This is a genomic window from Luteimonas sp. A611 (assembly GCF_054072715.1).
Map to the genome: position 1 here is coordinate 2285405 of NZ_JBSVRP010000001.1, position 17244 is coordinate 2302648.

15 protein-coding genes are annotated in these 17244 nt (G+C 68.1%); 5 read left to right on the top strand and 10 right to left on the bottom strand.

Going from position 1 to position 17244, the window contains the following annotated elements; translation table 11 throughout:
* Window positions 1-4 precede the first annotated feature (4 nt).
* Entirely contained in the window at window positions 5-961 is a 957-nt protein-coding gene (locus tag ACW5EG_RS10120) for a bifunctional riboflavin kinase/FAD synthetase (RefSeq protein WP_457021368.1), read from the bottom strand.
* A 77-nt stretch (window positions 962-1038) separates the two neighbouring features.
* Window positions 1039-2640 (bottom strand): murein biosynthesis integral membrane protein MurJ, encoded by a 1602-nt coding sequence (gene murJ, locus ACW5EG_RS10125; protein WP_457021425.1) that lies wholly within the window; start codon window positions 2638-2640, stop codon window positions 1039-1041.
* 200 nt (window positions 2641-2840) lie between these two features.
* Here murJ and rpsT point away from each other — a divergent pair, with 200 nt between their 5' ends.
* Window positions 2841-3110, top strand: coding sequence for a 30S ribosomal protein S20 (rpsT, locus tag ACW5EG_RS10130; RefSeq protein ID WP_457019819.1), 270 nt, complete (start codon window positions 2841-2843; stop codon window positions 3108-3110).
* Window positions 3111-3315: 205 nt separating this feature from the next.
* Here rpsT and cgtA read toward each other — a convergent pair whose 3' ends face one another.
* From cgtA to rplU, 3 genes are all read right to left on the bottom strand, one after another.
* The gene (gene cgtA, locus ACW5EG_RS10135; RefSeq protein ID WP_457021369.1) at window positions 3316-4362 is read right to left on the bottom strand and encodes an Obg family GTPase CgtA; all 1047 of its coding nucleotides are present in this window, start codon (window positions 4360-4362) and stop codon (window positions 3316-3318) included.
* 364 nt (window positions 4363-4726) lie between these two features.
* On the bottom strand, window positions 4727-4987 hold the full coding sequence (gene rpmA, locus ACW5EG_RS10140) for a 50S ribosomal protein L27 (protein WP_457019823.1): 261 nt from the start codon (window positions 4985-4987) through the stop codon (window positions 4727-4729).
* A 12-nt stretch (window positions 4988-4999) separates the two neighbouring features.
* The gene (gene rplU, locus ACW5EG_RS10145) at window positions 5000-5320 is read right to left on the bottom strand and encodes a 50S ribosomal protein L21 (protein WP_457021370.1); all 321 of its coding nucleotides are present in this window, start codon (window positions 5318-5320) and stop codon (window positions 5000-5002) included.
* A 333-nt stretch (window positions 5321-5653) separates the two neighbouring features.
* Between rplU and ACW5EG_RS10150 the strand changes: the two genes are divergently transcribed.
* The 4 genes from ACW5EG_RS10150 to ACW5EG_RS10165 all read left to right on the top strand — a co-directional run bounded on the left by ACW5EG_RS10150 (window position 5654) and on the right by ACW5EG_RS10165 (window position 10344).
* Window positions 5654-6670, top strand: a complete 1017-nt coding sequence (locus ACW5EG_RS10150) for a zinc-binding alcohol dehydrogenase family protein (RefSeq protein WP_457019827.1) — start codon at window positions 5654-5656, stop codon at window positions 6668-6670.
* A 90-nt stretch (window positions 6671-6760) separates the two neighbouring features.
* A complete protein-coding gene (yczE, locus tag ACW5EG_RS10155) occupies window positions 6761-7381 on the top strand; it encodes a membrane protein YczE (protein ID WP_457021371.1) in 621 nt (206 codons plus the stop codon).
* 85 nt (window positions 7382-7466) lie between these two features.
* Window positions 7467-9503 (top strand): FAD-dependent oxidoreductase, encoded by a 2037-nt coding sequence (locus ACW5EG_RS10160; RefSeq protein ID WP_457019830.1) that lies wholly within the window; start codon window positions 7467-7469, stop codon window positions 9501-9503.
* A 385-nt stretch (window positions 9504-9888) separates the two neighbouring features.
* On the top strand, window positions 9889-10344 hold the full coding sequence (locus ACW5EG_RS10165) for a cell wall hydrolase (RefSeq protein WP_457019832.1): 456 nt from the start codon (window positions 9889-9891) through the stop codon (window positions 10342-10344).
* Window positions 10345-10417: 73 nt separating this feature from the next.
* Here the strand turns inward: ACW5EG_RS10165 and ACW5EG_RS10170 are convergent, their stop codons facing one another.
* The 5 genes from ACW5EG_RS10170 to ACW5EG_RS10190 all read right to left on the bottom strand — a co-directional run bounded on the left by ACW5EG_RS10170 (window position 10418) and on the right by ACW5EG_RS10190 (window position 17191).
* Window positions 10418-10924: a hypothetical protein gene (locus tag ACW5EG_RS10170; RefSeq protein WP_457019834.1), complete on the bottom strand. Its 507-nt coding sequence runs from the start codon at window positions 10922-10924 to the stop codon at window positions 10418-10420.
* Window positions 10925-11296: 372 nt separating this feature from the next.
* Window positions 11297-12688: a MipA/OmpV family protein gene (locus ACW5EG_RS10175; RefSeq protein ID WP_457019836.1), complete on the bottom strand. Its 1392-nt coding sequence runs from the start codon at window positions 12686-12688 to the stop codon at window positions 11297-11299.
* Window positions 12689-12812: 124 nt separating this feature from the next.
* Window positions 12813-14711, bottom strand: coding sequence for a propionate--CoA ligase (prpE, locus tag ACW5EG_RS10180; protein ID WP_457019837.1), 1899 nt, complete (start codon window positions 14709-14711; stop codon window positions 12813-12815).
* A gap of 207 nt (window positions 14712-14918) precedes the next feature.
* Entirely contained in the window at window positions 14919-16199 is a 1281-nt protein-coding gene (locus ACW5EG_RS10185) for a hypothetical protein (RefSeq protein ID WP_457019838.1), read from the bottom strand.
* Between the two features lie 5 nt (window positions 16200-16204).
* Window positions 16205-17191: a malate dehydrogenase gene (locus ACW5EG_RS10190; protein ID WP_457019839.1), complete on the bottom strand. Its 987-nt coding sequence runs from the start codon at window positions 17189-17191 to the stop codon at window positions 16205-16207.
* Between the last annotated feature and the right edge of the window lie 53 nt (window positions 17192-17244).

The window sequence follows — 17244 nt, forward strand, 5'->3', positions numbered from 1 at the left end:
TCGGTCACGCGGTGGCCCGCCCTGGGGTGTGCTGTTGGAGGATGCGACGGGCCTCGTCGGCATCGCGATGCATCTGCGCGACCAGGGTCGGCAGGTCGGGAAACTTTTCCTCGTCGCGCAGGCGCGCGACGAACTCGACCTCGATGCGCCGCCCGTAGAGGTCGCCTTCGAAATCGCACAGGTGCGCCTCGAGCAGCGGCTCGATGCCGCCTACCGTCGGCCGCGTGCCGAAGCTCGACACCGACGGCCACGCGGCGCCGCCATCAATGCCATGCACGCGCGTGGCGTAGATGCCGCGCAGCGCCGGGACCTTGCCACCAAAGCGCAGGTTGGCGGTCGGATAGCCAAGCGTGCGGCCCAGCTGCCGGCCGCGCACCACCCGCCCCGACACCGCGTACGGCTTGCCGAGCAGGCGCGCGGCCGCGTCGAAATCGCCGGCGACCAGCGCCTGGCGGATGCGCGTGCTCGACACGCGTTCGCCGTCCAGGTGCAGCGGCTCGATCTCGGCTGCCGCAAAGCCGTGCTGCGCGCCCGCGGCCCGCAGCACTTCGATGTCCCCGGCACGCCGATGGCCGAAGCGGAACTCCGGGCCGACCCAGACCTCGCGCGCGGCCAGCCGCCGGGCCAGCACGGTTTCGACGAACGCCTGTGGCGCCATGGCCGCCAGCTTCGCGTCGAAGCGCAGCAGGCCGACGCAGTCGATGCCCAGGCCATGCAGCCCTTCGACCTTGCCGCGCGCCAGGCTCAGCCGCGGCGGCGGACTGGCCGCGGCAAAGAACTCGCGCGGCAGCGGCTCGAAGCTCAGCGCCACGGCGTTCACGCCCAGCGCGCGTGCGCGGTCGACCGCGTGGCGCACCAGTGCGCGATGGCCGAGATGGAGGCCGTCGAACGCGCCGATGCAGACCACACTGCCGTTGGGGCACAGCGGCCCGCCATCGACGTCGCGAAACAGCCTGCTCATGTGAACCGCGGAGTATAGCGGGCGCCCCGCGCGCCCGGCGCTCGCAGTCGACCGGTCGCGCTTCGCAGGCGTGATGCTCAATGGCGCAGGTCGCGCGGCCGGATCCCCTGCAGCCACAGGGCCGCCACGTAGACCAGTCCACCCGCGCCCACCACCACGGCCAGTTTCCAGACCCGCTCGCTCCAGTGCCACGCCGTCCAGTCATCCCAGGCCAGCAGCAGGGCCAGCACCACGGCCGCCATCGCCACGCTGGCCACCGCCAGCTGGCGCCAGAACCTGCCCCAGCCCGGCTGCGCGCGGAACACCTGCGCCCGGCGCAGGTACCACCACAGCTGCAGCGCGTTGGTCCATCCGGCCACGGCAGTGGCCAACGCCAGGCAGGCGTGCGCACCGGGCAGCAGCTTGAGCGCGGCGCGGATGTCGCCGCCGCTGGCCGCCCAGGCTTCGCGCCCGATGCCGGTCCACCACAGCAGCGCGGCCAGGAACAGCACGGTCGCCACGATGTTCGCCGCCACCGCCACCACGCCCGCCTTCACCGGGGTCCGGGTGTCCTGGCGCGAATAAAAGGCCGGTGCCAGCACCTTCACCAGCAGGAACGCGGGCAGCGCGGTGGACAGCGCCAGCACCGTGAGCCGCGCCATCTGCGTGTCGTGCGGGGTGAAGCGGCCGTGCTGGAACAGCGTCGCCACCAGCGCCTCGGCGCACAGCATGAGTCCCAGGCATGCCGGTATCGCGATCATCAGGCACAGCCGGAAACCCCAGTCCAGCGCCTTCGAATACCCGTCCGGGTCAGCCACCGCGTGGCGGCTGGACAGGTGCGGCAGGATCACCGCACCGATCGCCACGCCGAACATGCCCAGCGGAAACTCCAGCAGCCGGTCGCCCAGATACAGCCAGGTCACGCTGCCGCCGATCAGCATCGACGCCACGATCGTGTTGAGCAGCAGGTTGAGCTGCGCCACCGACGAGCCGAACAGGGTCGGCACCATCAGCTTCATCACCCGCCGGACGCCTTCGTGCGCCGCACCCCAGCGCGGCCTGGGCAGCAGGCCCAGCCTCGCCAGCGACGGCAGGTGGAACAGCAGCTGCAGGATGCCGGCGGCAAACACGCCCCAGGCCAGCGCCATCACCGGCTGGTCCATGCGCGGCGCCAGCGCCAGCGCTGCGCTGATCATGGCGATGTTCATCAGCACCGGCGACAGCGCAGGCACCGCGAAATGGCGATAGCTGTTGAGCACGCCGCCCGCCAGCGAAGCCATCGAGATGAACAGCAGGTAGGGGAAGGTGATGCGCAGCATCTCCGCCGCCAGCTGGCCTTGCGGGCCGTCGGCATCGAAGCCGGGCGCAAACACCCGGATCACCCAGGGCGCGGCCAGCACCGCCAGCGCCGTCAGCACCAGCAGCACCGCGAGCAGGGTGCCGGCGACGCGGTCGACCAGCGCCTTCACTGCGGCGTGGTCCTGTCGCTCCCGGTACTCCGAAAGCACCGGAACGAAGGCCATCGAGAAGGAGCCCTCGGCCGAAAGCCGGCGCAGGAAGTTGGGAATGCGGAACGCGACCAGGAAGGCGTCCATGGCCGGATTGGCGCCGAACACCGCCGCGTAGACCTGGTCGCGGACCAGACCCGTGATGCGCGAGATGAAGGTCATCGCGCTGAACACGGCGGTCGAACGCAGCAATCCGGCGCGGCGCGGTGCCGCGGCCGCACCGGCGCCCGGCGGCAGGACCGGATCCGGCGCACTCACGTCCTGTCCTCCCGAGTGCCAACCCTGTTGACCCAAGTGACTGAATCCCCCATAATTTCCGGCTCCGTCTTTCCGAAGCCCGGCCCAAGCCGGCTTTCGCCGTTCACTTCCATACCAGTTTCCAGGATCCTATCGTGGCCAACATCAAGTCCGCCAAGAAGCGCGCCAAGCAGACCGTCGTGCGCAACGCGCGCAACACGGCCCAGCGTTCGCAGCTGCGCACCGCCGTCAAGAAGGTCCTCAAGGCCCTCGACGCCAACGACGCCGCCGGCGCCGAAACCGCATTCGCCGTGGCCCAGCCGCTGCTCGACCGTTTCGGTTCGCGTGGCCTGATCCACAAGAACAAGGCTGCACGCCACAAGAGCCGCCTGACCGCCCGCATCAAGGCGCTCAAAGCCGCCTGATCGCAGGCCCAGGCCGCTGCAGAAGGACCCGGCTCCGGCCGGGTTTTTCGTTTCTGCAGAGGCGGTTTTCGTGTTGGCCACGGATTGACGCGGATGAACGCGAATCGGGTGCGGGGTGGCGCGTGTTCCGCGTGCGTTTGCCTGATCTGCGTTCATCCGCGCAGATCCGTGGCAGAAAAAGGTGTCCGGCGCTTTCATCGCCGCCTCAGTCGCCGAGCTCGTCCGCCGCCTCGCGTTCGCTGCGCAGATGTTCGTCCAGGTAGGCCTGCACCTTCAGCATTACCTCGCGGGTGCCTTCGCGCGCCAGGCCCGAGACGACGAACCAGGGCGCCGACCAGCCGAGTTCCGACACGATGCGTGCAGCCAGCTCACGCGCATCCTCGGCCGGAATCAGGTCGGCCTTGTTGAGCAGCAGCCAGCGCGGCTTATCCAGCAGGTCCGCGTCGGAGCGCTTGAGCTCACCCTCGATGGTGCGGATCTGGTCGACGGCGTCTGTGCCGTCCAGCGGTTCGATCTCGACCAGGTGCAGCAGCAGCCGAGTGCGCTGGATGTGGCGCAGGAACAGCGCGCCTAGCCCCGCGCCCTCGGCCGCCCCCTCGATCAGGCCTGGAATGTCGGCGATCACGAAGCTGCGCGCCGGCTCCACGCTGACCACGCCGAGGTTCGGATACAGCGTGGTGAACGGGTAATCCGCCACCTTTGGCGTGGCCGCCGACACCGCGCGGATCAGCGTGCTCTTGCCCGCGTTGGGAAATCCGAGCAGGCCGACGTCGGCCAGCAGCTTGAGTTCCAGCCGCAGCGTGCGCTCGTCGCCCGACGTACCGGTCGTGGACTGGCGGGGCGTGCGATTGGTCGAACTCTTGAAATGCATGTTGCCCAGGCCGCCGCGGCCGCCCTGCGCCACCAGCAGGCGCTCGCCGTGGCGGGTCAGGTCGCCGATCACCTCGTCGGTATCGACGCTGTGCACCACGGTGCCGGTTGGCACGGCGATCAGCACGTCCTCGCCGCCCTTGCCGTACATCTGCCGGCCCATGCCGTTCTCGCCACGCTGGGCGCGGAACTGCTTCTGGTGGCGGAAGTCGACCAGGGTATTGAGGTTCTCGTCGGCGACCAGGTACACGCTGCCGCCATCGCCGCCATCGCCACCGTCGGGCCCGCCGAGCGGGATGAACTTCTCGCGCCGGAAACCCACGCAGCCGTTGCCGCCGTTGCCGGCGGTGACGGTGATTTCAGCTTCGTCGACGAGTTTCATTGGCGTCAGGTATCGGGGATTGGGGTGGGGATTGGAGATTGGAGATTGAAAAACCGAGCGCAGCGGGCTCGGTAACTTGTCATCCAGAGTGCGGCGGGCTCAGTAAGTTGTCATACCAAGCGCAACTGGCTCAGCAACTTGTCATCCCGAGCGCAGCAGGCTCAGCGACCTGTCATCCCGAGCGCAGCGAGGGATCTGGTGTCCGGTTGCAGGAAGCGAGATCCCTCGCTGCGCTCGGGATGACACACCGCGGGAATCGGATCCGGTCCAGCCTGTTCGCGCCTGGATTCCCTTCCCCGACCCACGGCACTGAAACGAAAAGCCCCGCGCGCGGCGGGGCCCTTCGCTCGGCATGACGCGAGGCTTACGCCTGCGCGACCACGCTCACGGTGCGGCGCTTGTTCGGACCCTTGACGCCGAACTCGACCTTGCCGTTGACCAGCGCAAACAGCGTGTGGTCGCGACCCAGGCCGACGCCCGGACCCGGATGGAACTGGGTGCCGCGCTGGCGCACGATGATGTTGCCGGCATCGATGGCCTGGCCACCGAAGATCTTGACGCCGAGGTACTTCGGGTTGGAGTCGCGGCCGTTGCGCGAGGAACCTACGCCCTTCTTGTGTGCCATGACTGCTTCTCCTTACTTATTGTCGCCACCGGCGATGCCGGTGATCTCGATTTCGGTGTAATGCTGGCGATGTCCCTGCCGCTTCATGTGGTGCTTGCGGCGGCGGAACTTGATGACGCGGATCTTGTCGGCGCGGCCATGGCTGACGACCTTGGCGGTAACCGTTGCGCCCTTGAGCGCGTCGCCGATGGTCACGCCATCGCTGCCGCCCAGCATCAGGATGTTGTCGAAGCTGATCTCGTTGCCGGCTTCGGCCTCGAGCTTCTCGACGCGGAGCGTTTCGCCCTGCGCCACGCGGTATTGCTTACCGCCGGTGACCAGTACTGCGTACATGTGGAGCCTCTGTAGTGTTCGATTCTGTAGTTATTATTTGATCTGCCTGCCATCGAGGGCGGACAGGAGCGGAATTATAGGGGTTTCAGCGAGTTGCGCGCAAGCAGCCCTGCCGGCGCGACCACTGCCTCACCTGTATCGCCACCTGCGGGTTGCCGGAGCCGGACCAATTCCCGAAATCCTGCCGCGGCGCGCCTTCGTTCAGGTATCGGCCCGGAGAGCGGAGTCAAGCGGTATCTCACGACCCGCTCCGCCTGCCGGTGCCTATCATCCGGACGCCGGCACGCTCGTTCAGACGCCAGCGCCTGCCCCCGCCCAACGCGAGCACACACCATGAAAGCCGTCGCCCTCACCCGCTACCTGCCCATCGACGATGCTCAGTCGCTGCTCGACGTCGAACTCGACGCGCCCCTCGCCAGCGGCCGCGACCTGCTGGTCCGCGTCGAGGCCGTGTCGGTCAATCCGGTCGACACCAAGGTGCGTGCGCCAAAGCCGCAGGTCGAGGCGCAGCCGCGCGTGCTCGGCTTCGATGCCGCCGGCGTGGTCGAGGCGGTGGGCCCGGATGTCACCCTGTTTCGTCCCGGCGACGAGGTCTGGTACGCCGGTGACATTACCCGCCCGGGCAGCAATGCGCAGTACCAGCTGGTCGACGAGCGCATCGTGGCGCGCAAGCCCGCGGCCCTCGATTTCGCCCAGTCCGCGGCGCTGCCCCTGACCGCGCTCACCGCCTGGGAACTGCTGTTCGAGCGCATGGGCTATGCCGTCGAAGGCGGCGGCAACGGCAGGACACTGCTCGTGATCGGCGGCGCCGGGGGCGTTGGTTCGATCGCGATCCAGCTGGGGAAGCTCGCCGGCTTCACCGTGGTCGCGACCGCCTCGCGCGAGGAAACAGTTGCATGGTGCAGCGAACTTGGCGCCGACCACGTCATCGACCATCGCCAGCCGCTGGCCCCGCAGCTGCACACGCTCGGTCTCGACGCGGTCGATGCCGCGCTCAACCTCGCCGACACCGACCACTATTGGACCGAGCTGGGCGAACTGCTCGCCCCGCAGGGGCGCGTGGGGCTGATCGTCGAGCCGGCGGGTGCGCTGCGCATCGGCGATCCCTACAAGTCGAAGTGCATCGGCATCCACTGGGAATTCATGTTTGCGCGGCCGCGCTTCAGAACCGCCGACATGGCCGAACAGGGGCGCATCCTCGCGCGCGTAGCCGCGCTGTTCGACGAAGGGCGCCTGCGCGGCACAATGCGCGACACGCTCTCGCCAATCAACGCAGCCAACCTGCGCGAGGCACATCGGCGCCTGGAATCCGGGCGCACCATCGGCAAGCTGGCGCTGTCGGGCTGGTAAGGCCGCGCGTCGAACACCCACGCTGCTGCAACACAGCAGCGCGTGGCGCGAACGCCGTGGGCGTCTTCATTCCGGCGACAATTCGTCGCCATGACCCTTCCCCCATTGCTGGCGCTCCGCCTGGCCAAGCTGTTGGCCGGGGTTTTCCTGTACGGCTTGGCGATGAGCCTGATGGTGCGCGCCAGCCTCGGCGTGGCGCCCTGGGACGTGCTGACCCTGGGCCTGGTGCACCAGACCGGACTGTCGTTCGGCCTGCTCACCATCCTGATCGGCGTGGCCGTCCTGCTGCTGTGGTGGCCGCTACGGCAGCGCCTTGGGCTGGGGACCGCCCTCAACGCGCTGCTGGTCGGGCCCAGCGCGCAGTTCGGACTCTGGCTGTTGCCGGACTTCGGCATCGGATGGCAGCAGGTGCTCGTGTTCACCAGTGGCCTGCTCCTGCTGGCGCTGGCGACCGGGCTGTATATCGGCGCGCGCTTCGGCCCCGGCCCACGCGATGGACTGATGACCGGTCTGCACGCGCGCTTCGGCTGGCCGATCTGGGCGGTGCGCACCGGCATTGAAGGCTCGGTGCTGCTCGCCGGCTGGTGGATGGGCGGCACCGTCGGCCTGGGCACGGTGGCCTTCGCGGTGCTGATCGGCCCGCTGGTCGGCCGCGCCCTGCCCTGGTGCGACACCCGGATGCCGGTGGTCGCGCAGGCCTCGCCGGCCTGACCGCAGCGCCAGGGGCTGGCGCCGACTTGCCGCGGCGCCAGGTTCGCGGCATCGTGGGCAATCCATACGCCAGCGTATTCCGAGCATGACGGCCGACTACAGCGCAGCCACGTCCTACCCGCACCTGTTCGCGCCGCTCGACCTGGGCTTCGCGACCCTGCGCAACCGCGTGCTGATGGGATCGATGCATACCGGCCTGGAGGACCGCAAACGCGACTTCCCCAGGCTCGCCGCCTATTTCGCCGAGCGCGCCGCCGGCGGCGTGGCACTGATCGTCACCGGCGGCTTCTCACCCAACTTCGAAGGCTGGCTGACACCGTTCGCCAGCCGCCTGGCCTGGCCGTGGGAAGCGCGCAAGCATCGCCAGGTCACCGACGCCGTGCACGCGCACGGCGCGAAGATCTGCCTGCAGCTGCTGCACGCCGGCCGCTACGCCTACCACCCGCTGTCGGTGGCGCCGTCGAAGGTCAAGTCGCCGATCACGCCGTTCACGCCGCGCGCGCTCACCGCACGCGGCGTCGAACGCACCATCGATGCCTACGCAACCGCCGCAAGGCTCGCGCGCGACGGTGGCTACGACGGCGTCGAGGTGATGGGTTCGGAAGGCTATCTGATCAACCAGTTCCTCAGCGCGTGCACCAATCGCCGCGGTGACGCCTGGGGCGGCGATGTCGCCGCACGCATGCGCTTTGCAACCGAGATCGTGCGCCGCGTGCGCGCAGCCTGCGGCCCCGACTTCATCATCATCTACCGCCTGTCGATGCTGGAACTGGTGCCTGATGGATCGGACTGGACCGGGATCGTGCAGCAGGCGCGCGCGATCGAGGCCGCCGGCGCGACGATCATCAACACCGGCATCGGCTGGCACGAGTCGCGCGTGCCGACCATCGCAACCTCGGTGCCGCGCGCGGCATTCGCCGGCGTCACCGCGAAGCTCAAGCCACACGTGTCGTTGCCGCTGGTCGCGACCAACCGCATCAACATGCCCGACGTGGCCGAAGGCATCCTCGCCAGCGGCGGCGCCGACATGGTGTCGATGGCGCGGCCGCTGCTCGCCGATCCGGAGTGGGTGAACAAGGCGCGCGCCGGGATGCCACAGGCGATCAACACCTGCATCGCCTGCAACCAGGCCTGCCTGGACCACGTGTTCCAGCGCAAGACTGCAAGTTGCCTGGTCAACCCGCGCGCCTGCGCGGAAACCGAGCTGAACTACCTGCCAGCAGGCACGCGCAAGCGCATCGCGGTGGTCGGCGCCGGACCGGCGGGACTGGCCTGCGCCACGGTCGCAGCGCAGCGCGGGCATGAGGTGGTGTTGTTCGATCGCGCCGAGCGCATCGGCGGACAGTTCAACCTCGCGCGGATCATTCCGGGCAAGGAGGAGTTCGGCGAGACACTGCGCTGGTTCGACCACCGCATCAGGGAAACCGGCGTCGCCCTGCGACTGTCCACCGAGGCGACGCCGGAGGCGCTGGCGGGCTTCGACGAGATCGTGCTGGCCACCGGCGTGACGCCGCGTCGTGTCGATTTCGAAGGGCACGATCACCCGAAAGTGCTGGGCTATCTCGACGTGCTGCGCGGAACCGTGGTGCCGGGACGCCGCGTTGCAATCGTGGGCGCGGGCGGCATCGGCTTCGACGTTGGCGAGTTCCTCGTGCAGGAGGCGCCGTCGCCCACCCTGGATGTCGCACAGTGGATGCACGAATGGGGCGTCGATCCGCAGTTCGAAAGCGCCGGCGGCCTGGTGCCACCGCGCGTGGCGCCGCCGCAGCGCGAGATCTGGCTGCTGCAGCGCAGCCCCGGCCGGCCCGGCGCGCGGCTGGGCAAGACCACGGGCTGGATCCATCGCAGCACGCTCAAGCACAAGGGCGTGCGCATGATCGGCGGCGTGGAGTACGTGGCCGTCGATGACGAGGGTTTCCACCTGCGCGTGGATGGACAGCCACAGCTGCTGCCGATGGACCATGTCGTGGTCTGCGCCGGGCAGGAACCCGAGCGTGGACTGGCAGCGCCGCTGCAGGCGGCGGGGCATCGCGTGCACCTGATCGGCGGCGCCGACGTGGCGGCCGAGCTCGATGCCAAGCGCGCGATCGACCAGGCCTGCCGGCTGGCAGCGGTCCTCTAGGCGCGCGCACGGCACACCCGATCGGGTGGGCACGACAGGCCCAGTGCGAAATCCGTCACATTGGCCGTTTGCCGGCTAAGACCTTGATCCGATGGGGCGAACGGCCCTGCTCCAGAGCAAAAACTCCAATCGAATCATCCACTTCTTTACCCCTGTTCAGGAACGATTCGGTTCCCGGCCGATACCGTTCGCCCACTTTTCCCGCCCTGAGTACTGGCGGGAACCGGCCCGATCCGCACTTCCGCGGCCTTCGGCGCCCGGGCTAAAGCGCCATAGAGCCGCTGCCCTCCCCAATACGCCATGTCCGACCATCGCCGCTGCTGGCGTCGTCTCTTCAGGGGACGCATGCACGCGACGACCGGGCGCAACGCAGCAAGGAGTCTTGATGAAATTGGCCTGGATCCTGTGGTTGGCCTCGTTGATGTCGCCACAAGCCGCCGATTCGCTGTGCCTGAGCACGACGCTCTACCTGGAGGCACGCAACCAACCCGTCCTCGGCCAGCAGGCCGTCGCGGAAGTCGCCCTGCGCCGCGAGGAAAGCGGACTGTGGGGTGATTCGATGTGCGAGGTCGTGACTGCGCGCAAGCAGTTCGCGCCGACGATCGTCTCGCCCGGCATGCGCATGCACAACACCGAGGCCTGGGCGCAGGCGGTGAGCGTCGCAATCGAATCCGAGCGCAACTGGGCGCTGCCCGCCGCGGAGCGTACGGAAGTCGTGCCAGGCGCCAGCCACTTCATGGCGCACGCGATCGCCGCACCCAGCTGGCGCAATGCCTACCAGGTGGCGACGATCGGCGACCACACCTTCCTCAAGGTGCAGAGGCTCAAGCCAAGAGGTTGACGGCTGCCGACGCGACAGGCGCAACAACGCCCCGCTGCTTGCGGGGCGTGGCGATGCCTGGTTTCGCCCTACTTCAGGCTGCCGTGGCGATGTCGGCGGCGGCGCGGATCCGCGCAATGCTCGATGCCGCACCCTGCATGCTGGTCTTCTTGGCCAGCGCCGCCTGCAGCTCCGGCAGCAGGCCTTCGAGCGCGGCGTCGTCCTGTGCGCGCTCGAGCTTGAGCTGGAAGAAGTAGCCGCGCACGCCCAGTTGCTCGCGCACCAGGTCGGTCATCAGCGCGTACAGGATGGCGTAGCGGTTGACGCCGCTTTCGCGCGGCGCGATCGGCTCGTTGGCTGGCTCGCCGATCGAAGGCTGCGCAGCCGCCATCTCGCCCGAGATCAACTCGAGCGACAGCAGCTGGTGCAGCGCGTCTTCCGGCGCGTTGAGGCGATTGGCCAGCTCCTGCAGTTCGGCGACGCTGCGCCGTCCATCCACCAGCAGAAGCACCGAGCGCAGGCCACCTGGCAGCTTGCGGCTACGGCTCTCGATTTCGGCCCGGCCCTGTTCGGTCTTCGCCGGCAATAGCTGAAGCTGCATGTCGCCCTCCCGTGATCGCTTACCCGGGTGGGAATTCGCACGATCCGTACCAGCTGCATCCACGCGACCGATGCGCGGCGCACCAGCCTTGCAATACGTGACGCAAGTCGCGAAACAGGCAGCAGCGGGCCGTTCCGTTTTTCCCCACGATGTGGTGCTCACGCGCGCAACAGCTGCGCCGATCACCGTGTCGGCGGTCCGCGCACACGGCTGGGCCGCAATCATCTGCCCTGCTGCGTCAACTTGTGGCGCAGCCCGGGTCCAGCGCGCCGGGATCGTCGAGCGTGCACAGGTCGCCCGGGTAGCGAACGCTGCAGCAGCTTGCCGGGCGGGTCCGCCAACGTGAGACGGATAACACGGCGCCAGTTGCTGCTACCGCGCTGTCTCGATATAGGCGTAGATGTAGTTCGAACCGCCGTCGACATTGCCCAGCATCCGCGAACTGGCGAAGATGCCTGAACGGTGCGAGATGCCGAGCCCGACCCAGGTCGAACGCCACTGATCGCGCCCGAACAGGTCGCCGATGTTCACATCGATCGTCGGATCGAGGTAGTTGATCAGCTTGGACAAGTTGCGATCGCGTTCTTCCAGGCTGATACGCTCTGCATACGGAACGCGCTGCGCGTAGGACACACCGAAGCCGAAGCCGAGGCGCGTCTGCACGCGGTTGCTCCACGGAAAGCCGTAGTAGTAGGCCTTCATGTACGCATCCATTCGCCAACTGTCGGGCTGGTGGCCGCGGTCGTCGTGGTAGACCACCCCGACGAATCCGACGAAGTCCAATGGCCACCCGTGGAACCGCTCGACGAAGGGCCGGCCCACGTGCAGTCCGATCACCGCCGTCGGCGTGTCGTTATCGAGCGAAGTGCACTGCAGGGTCATGATCCTCGCCATGTGGCAGCCCTCGCCCGCGGCCCTGCCGTAGAACAGCTTCCAATAGGTGCGTGCGCCGTCATCGTCCCACGCCACCTGGTTGCTGCCGAAATCGTAGACCGCGCCCAGGTTGACCGCGGTGGCCGGCCCGTTGGTGGTGATCGGGCTGTCCTCGACTGCCGAACTGAGCCAGGTGGCGTCGATCCCTCCCAGCAGCCGCCAGTTGGACGTGAGCCGGAAACTGGCATTCAACGACAGGGTCAGGTCGACGCCGGAACCGGCTCGATAAGCGGGGCGACCTTCAAGCGCCTCCTCCGCGCCGACGCCGAAGTAGTAGTCGTTGAGGTCGCCACTGCGCCAGGCTGCGGCCGCGCCCGGTACCAGCGCCCAGCGGCCGCGTCGAAGCGTGTAGCTGTAGTCCACGCCGAGCTCGCTTCCGTGGGAGACGCCGCCGATATCGTGCATCGCGGCCGCGGACCATGTGGAGGCTCCCCGCTGCGCCCGGTAGCGCAGGCCGAGGTCGACGCCGGTGTTGCGTACGCGCATGCCCTCCAGCGACTCCGGCTGGCGATCCTCGGGATAGCCTTCCAGGCGCCGCCCCACGAACAGCTCCAGACGATCATCCCGGGCCTCGTCGTCCCACAGTTTCACACCGGCGCGGTTGGCGCGCAGGAAGAAGCGCTCGCCTTCGTAGAGGTACAGAGGAAGCAGGTCGCGGCGGGTGCCGCCGTCGACATACGGCGAATCCTCCCAGCGGCTGACGAAGCCCAGACCCGCGCTGCCCGGTTCCTCGAGCAGGCCACCAAGGGGATCGTCGCCGCCAAACACCGGGCTCGTGCCCAGCAGCGCCGAGATCGCAAGCAGGAAGCGCATAGCACGTACGCAAGCCATCTCCGACTCCCTGGATCGCCGCTGACGACACACTACTGCCGTCGCCCTGGCCGATCAACCATCAGCAGCTTGCCAGTCTCGCCTTCCTGCGCGACTTCATTTCACCGACCGGAAGCACGCTTCGTCAGTCGCCCGCCTCGGGCCCCCGCAGCAGCGCGCGCTTCACTTCCTCCAGCGCACTGGGATCATCGAGCGTGGACAGGTCGCCCGGGTCGCGGTTCTCGGCCAGCGCCTGCAGCGAACGCCGCAGCAGCTTGCCAGAGCGGGTCTTGGGCAGCGCGTTGACCAGGTAGACGCGGGCCGGCCGGGCCACGCCGCCAAGCTGCTCGACCACGACCTTCCGCATCTGCGCAGCGGTTTCGCCCGCCTCGTCGCCGACGGCCGTGCGCTTGAGCGTGGCGAACACGATCGGCACCTGCCCTTTCACCGCATCGTGCACGCCGATCACCGCCGCCTCGGCGACATCGGGATGGCTGGACACCGACTCCTCGATCTCGCGCGTACCAAGCCGATGCCCGGCGACGTTGATCACGTCGTCGGTGCGGCCGAGGATGAAGGTATAGCCATCCGCGTCGCGGATCGCCCAGTCCAGCGAGCTGTACAGCAGCTCCCTGAAATGGCTGAAGTAGCTGTCGACGAAACGCTTGTCGTTGCGCCACACGGTGGTCATGCAGCCCGGCGGCAGCGGCGGCTGGATCACCAGCACGCCCTTCTCGCCCGCCGACGCATCCTCGCCGGTCACCTCGTTGATCACCCGCAGCCGGAAGCCGAGGTTTGGCAGGCCCGGCGAACCGAAGCGCACCGGCTTCATGTCCAGGCCCGGCATCAGCGTCAGCACTGGCCAGCCGGTTTCAGTCTGCCAGTAGTTGTCGATCACCGGCTTGCCGAGCACGCCGGAAATCCACCGTGCCGTCGGCTCGTCGAGTGGTTCGCCGGCCAGGAACAGGTGCTGCAGCGTCGACAGATCGCGATCGGTGATGAAGGCAGCATCGTGTTTCTTCAGCACGCGCAGCGCGGTGGGCGAGGAGAACATCGTGCGCACGCCGTAGCGCTCGGCGATGCGCCACCAGATGCCCGCATCCGGCGCGGTCGGCAAGCCTTCGTAGATGATCGAGGTGGCGCCTGCGATCAGCGGTCCGTAGACGTTGTAGGAATGCCCGACCACCCAGCCGATGTCGGAGGTGGAGAACATCACCTGTCCCGCGCGGATGTCGTACACCGACCACATCGACAGCGCCAACGCGACCGCGTAGCCGCCGACGTCGCGCTGCACGCCCTTCGGCTTGCCGGTGGTCCCCGAGGTGTAGAGGATGTAGCTGGGCTCGTTGGATTCGAGCCAGGCGACGGCAACCTCCGCGCCCTCGTGGTCCTTGCGCAGCGTCGCGTAGTCGACGTCGCGCCCTTCGCGCAACGGCAGCGGCCCCGCCAGGCCGCGATCGATGACCAGCACCTTCGCAGGCGGGTGCGCGGCACGCGACAGCGCCTCGTTCACCAGCGGCAGGAACGGAATCACCTTGCCGCCGCGGATGCCGGCATCGGCGGTCACCAGCACGCGCGGCTGCGCGTCGTCGATTCGCAGCGCCAGGTTGTGCGCGGCAAAGCCACCGAACACGACCGAATGGATCGCGCCGATCCGCGCGCAGGCCAGCATCGCGACCACCGCGTCGATCGTGTGCGGCATGTAGATCACCACGCGCTCGCCGCGGTCGACGCCCAGCGACTGCAGGCAGGCGGCAAACGTGTTCACCTCGCGATGAAGCTCGCGATAACTCAGCTCGCGAATGCTGTCGGTTTCGGTGGACCAGCCCACCAGCGCCAGCTGATCGCCGCGCGCATCAAGGTGGCGGTCAACTGCGTTGAAGCACAGGTTGGTTTCGCCACCGACGAACCATTTGCGAAACGGCGGATTCGAGTCGTCGAGGATCCGATCCGGCGCCCGGTGCCAGTGGATGGCACGTGCCTGATCGGCCCAGAACCCTTCCGGATCCTCCAGCGACCGTCGGTACAAGTCTTCGTAACGCATGTGGCCTGCCTCCCTCAACGGAGTGGCCGAAGGCTAGACCCGGCTCCCGCTGGATGCGTTAAGACCTTGGTCCTACACCTGCGAGCACCCATCAAATCAACGTCTTGCGAGCGGCTTCAAGCAGGTTGACGCTACCGATCAACCACGTTGACCGCGCCGGTCAATACGACATCTGCGCAACCGCCGTGCGGGACGCGGTGGCCGCCGCTATCGCCCCGCAGGATGTTGGGCGCCGTGTGGCGTGTCTGCCGACAGCATGAGCGCCAGGCTGCACAGCAGTGGCGCCAGCAGGAACATGCCGATGAAGTAGCGCCCCTGTATCTCGAACACCATGTGCACGAGCCAGAACGACACCACCCAAACGCCCGGCAGCCATGCGGCTGGACGGCTTCGGCGCAACGCGACCACGATCGTGGTGCGGGCGACGAGGGCGAGGATGCACAGGGTGACCACGGCATACAGCACGCGTTCGGCACGCAGGACCCGGAAGTAGCGCGTCTGGATCGCCTCGCGCTGCGGGGACGCTGCCCTCGCGGCACGGACATTAGGCGCGTTGGCCAGCCAGTCGATCGCATATGCCTTGGGCAACACGATATGCGGAAGCTTGCAACCGAGGACAGAAACCCAGTGCGCCGCGGGCCGCGCCGACAAGCGATCGAGGACCGCCCGTCGCAGCGGCTTGTGCAGGTCGTCCCGGGCCGCCCGTGTCGCCGCCAGCGACCAAGTGCCGCAACCTGCCCCGCTATCGGAAGCCAACAGCCCCGCGTACAGGGTGACGGCGGAGCTGGTGCGGTTAGATTCCCCGCGTTCGCCCAGTGCGCGCAACCCCTGGTCAGTCGCGAAGCCAATGACCGAACCCAACACGAGTACCCACAGCAGGCTGTCCATCGCCCCTCCGTGGCTCCGGCGATGGCGCAGCCACGGAACGGCGAGCAGCCCCAGCATCGTCCACAGCGTCAGTGCGTATTGCGGCTTGGTCGAGACGGCGGCGGCGGTCAGCGCGACGGCTGTGGCCAGGGTGACCGGACGTGGCCACGCCGCGGGCGCCATGCACGCCAGCCACAGCCCGCCCGCGAGCAGCGTCGCGGCGAGCACATCGAGCTGCACCAGCGCCAGGTACGGCGAGATCAGGATCAGGTATCCCGCGCATGCAAGCCACAGTACGGGGCCTGTACGGAGCGCCGCGTCCCGGACCAGCCACAGCAACAGTGCAGCGCTTGCCAAGTTGATGCACAGGGCGGAAAGCACTGGCGGCAATCCCAGCAACTTCGGGATAGCCAGCAGCCAGAGGCCGAGCCCCCCTCGCTCGTATTCCTGGATGCTGCCGGCCGCGTTCCAGTAGTACGCCCAGTCGCTGTGGGGTTCGGGCTGGAGCCACAGCGCCAGGCCGGCGCCTGGCAGCAGGATCGCCACCAGGCAGGCGGCGAACAGGACCGGGCTGGACAGTACCCGGCCAGCCCGGCCTTCCACGTCGCGCAGCCAGCGCACGCCGGTCAGCCCAGCAGGTGCGCCACGCCGCTGCGTTCTTCCTCGAGCTCGGCCAGGGTCTTGTCGATGGCAGTGCGGCTGAAATCGTCGACCGGCAGGTCGCGCACCATCGTGTACTCGCCGTCCTGAGTGATCACCGCGAAGCCGAAGATCACGTCCTCGGGGATGCCGTAGGAGCCGTCCGACGGGATGCCCATCGTGACCCACTTGCCGTTGCTGCCCAGCACCCAGTCGCGCACGTGGTCGATGGCGGCATTGGCGGCGGAGGCCGCCGAGGACAGGCCGCGGGCCTCGATGATCGCCGCGCCGCGCTTGCCGACCTTGGGGATGAACTCGTTGGCGTTCCAGTCCGCGTCGTTGATCCGGTCCTTCAGCGAGGCACCGCCGACGGTGGCGAAGCGGTAGTCCGGGTACATGGTCGGGCTGTGGTTGCCCCACACCACCAGCTTCTCGATCTCGCCCACGGCCACGCCGGCCTTGCCCGCGAGCTGGCTCAGCGCGCGGTTGTGGTCGAGGCGCAGCATGGCGGTGAAGTTCTTGGCCGGCAGGTCGGGCGCGGACTTCATCGCGATGTAGGCGTTGGTGTTGGCGGGGTTGCCGACCACCAGCACCTTGACGTCACGGCTGGCGACCTTGTTCAGCGCCGCGCCCTGGGCGGTGAAGATCTTGGCATTTTCAAGCAGAAGATCCTTGCGCTCCATACCCGGACCACGCGGACGGGCACCGACCAGCAGGGCGTAGTCGGCGTCCTTGAACGCGACTTCCGGATCGTCGCTGCCGACCATGCCGGCCAGCAGCGGGAACGCGCAATCCTCCAGCTCCATCATCACGCCCTTGAGCGCGGCCTGGGCCTTGTCGACGGGCAGCTCCAGCAGCTGCAGGATCACCGGCTGGTCCTTGCCCAGCATTTCGCCCGAGGCGATGCGGAACAGCAGGGCGTAACCGATCTGGCCGGCGGCGCCGGTGACTGCGACTCGAACGGGGGCTTTCATCGTGATGTCCTCTTGCGAAGTGGAATGCAGGCCGGCGCTGGGAGACGCGTCAA

Excerpts from the sequence above, each read along its gene's own strand:
- ACW5EG_RS10120 (WP_457021368.1), bottom strand. The coding sequence starts at position 961 with ATGAGCAGGCTGTTTCGCGACGTCGATGGCGGGCCGCTGTGCCCCAAC.
- cgtA (WP_457021369.1), bottom strand. The coding sequence starts at position 4,362 with ATGAAACTCGTCGACGAAGCTGAAATCACCGTCACCGCCGGCAACGGC.
- rpmA (WP_457019823.1), bottom strand. The coding sequence starts at position 4,987 with ATGGCACACAAGAAGGGCGTAGGTTCCTCGCGCAACGGCCGCGACTCC.
- rplU (WP_457021370.1), bottom strand. The coding sequence starts at position 5,320 with ATGTACGCAGTACTGGTCACCGGCGGTAAGCAATACCGCGTGGCGCAG.
- ACW5EG_RS10150 (WP_457019827.1), top strand. The coding sequence starts at position 5,654 with ATGAAAGCCGTCGCCCTCACCCGCTACCTGCCCATCGACGATGCTCAG.
- yczE (WP_457021371.1), top strand. The coding sequence starts at position 6,761 with ATGACCCTTCCCCCATTGCTGGCGCTCCGCCTGGCCAAGCTGTTGGCC.
- ACW5EG_RS10160 (WP_457019830.1), top strand. The coding sequence starts at position 7,467 with ATGACGGCCGACTACAGCGCAGCCACGTCCTACCCGCACCTGTTCGCG.
- ACW5EG_RS10165 (WP_457019832.1), top strand. The coding sequence starts at position 9,889 with ATGAAATTGGCCTGGATCCTGTGGTTGGCCTCGTTGATGTCGCCACAA.
- ACW5EG_RS10170 (WP_457019834.1), bottom strand. The coding sequence starts at position 10,924 with ATGCAGCTTCAGCTATTGCCGGCGAAGACCGAACAGGGCCGGGCCGAA.
- ACW5EG_RS10175 (WP_457019836.1), bottom strand. The coding sequence starts at position 12,688 with ATGGCTTGCGTACGTGCTATGCGCTTCCTGCTTGCGATCTCGGCGCTG.
- prpE (WP_457019837.1), bottom strand. The coding sequence starts at position 14,711 with ATGCGTTACGAAGACTTGTACCGACGGTCGCTGGAGGATCCGGAAGGG.
- ACW5EG_RS10190 (WP_457019839.1), bottom strand. The coding sequence starts at position 17,191 with ATGAAAGCCCCCGTTCGAGTCGCAGTCACCGGCGCCGCCGGCCAGATC.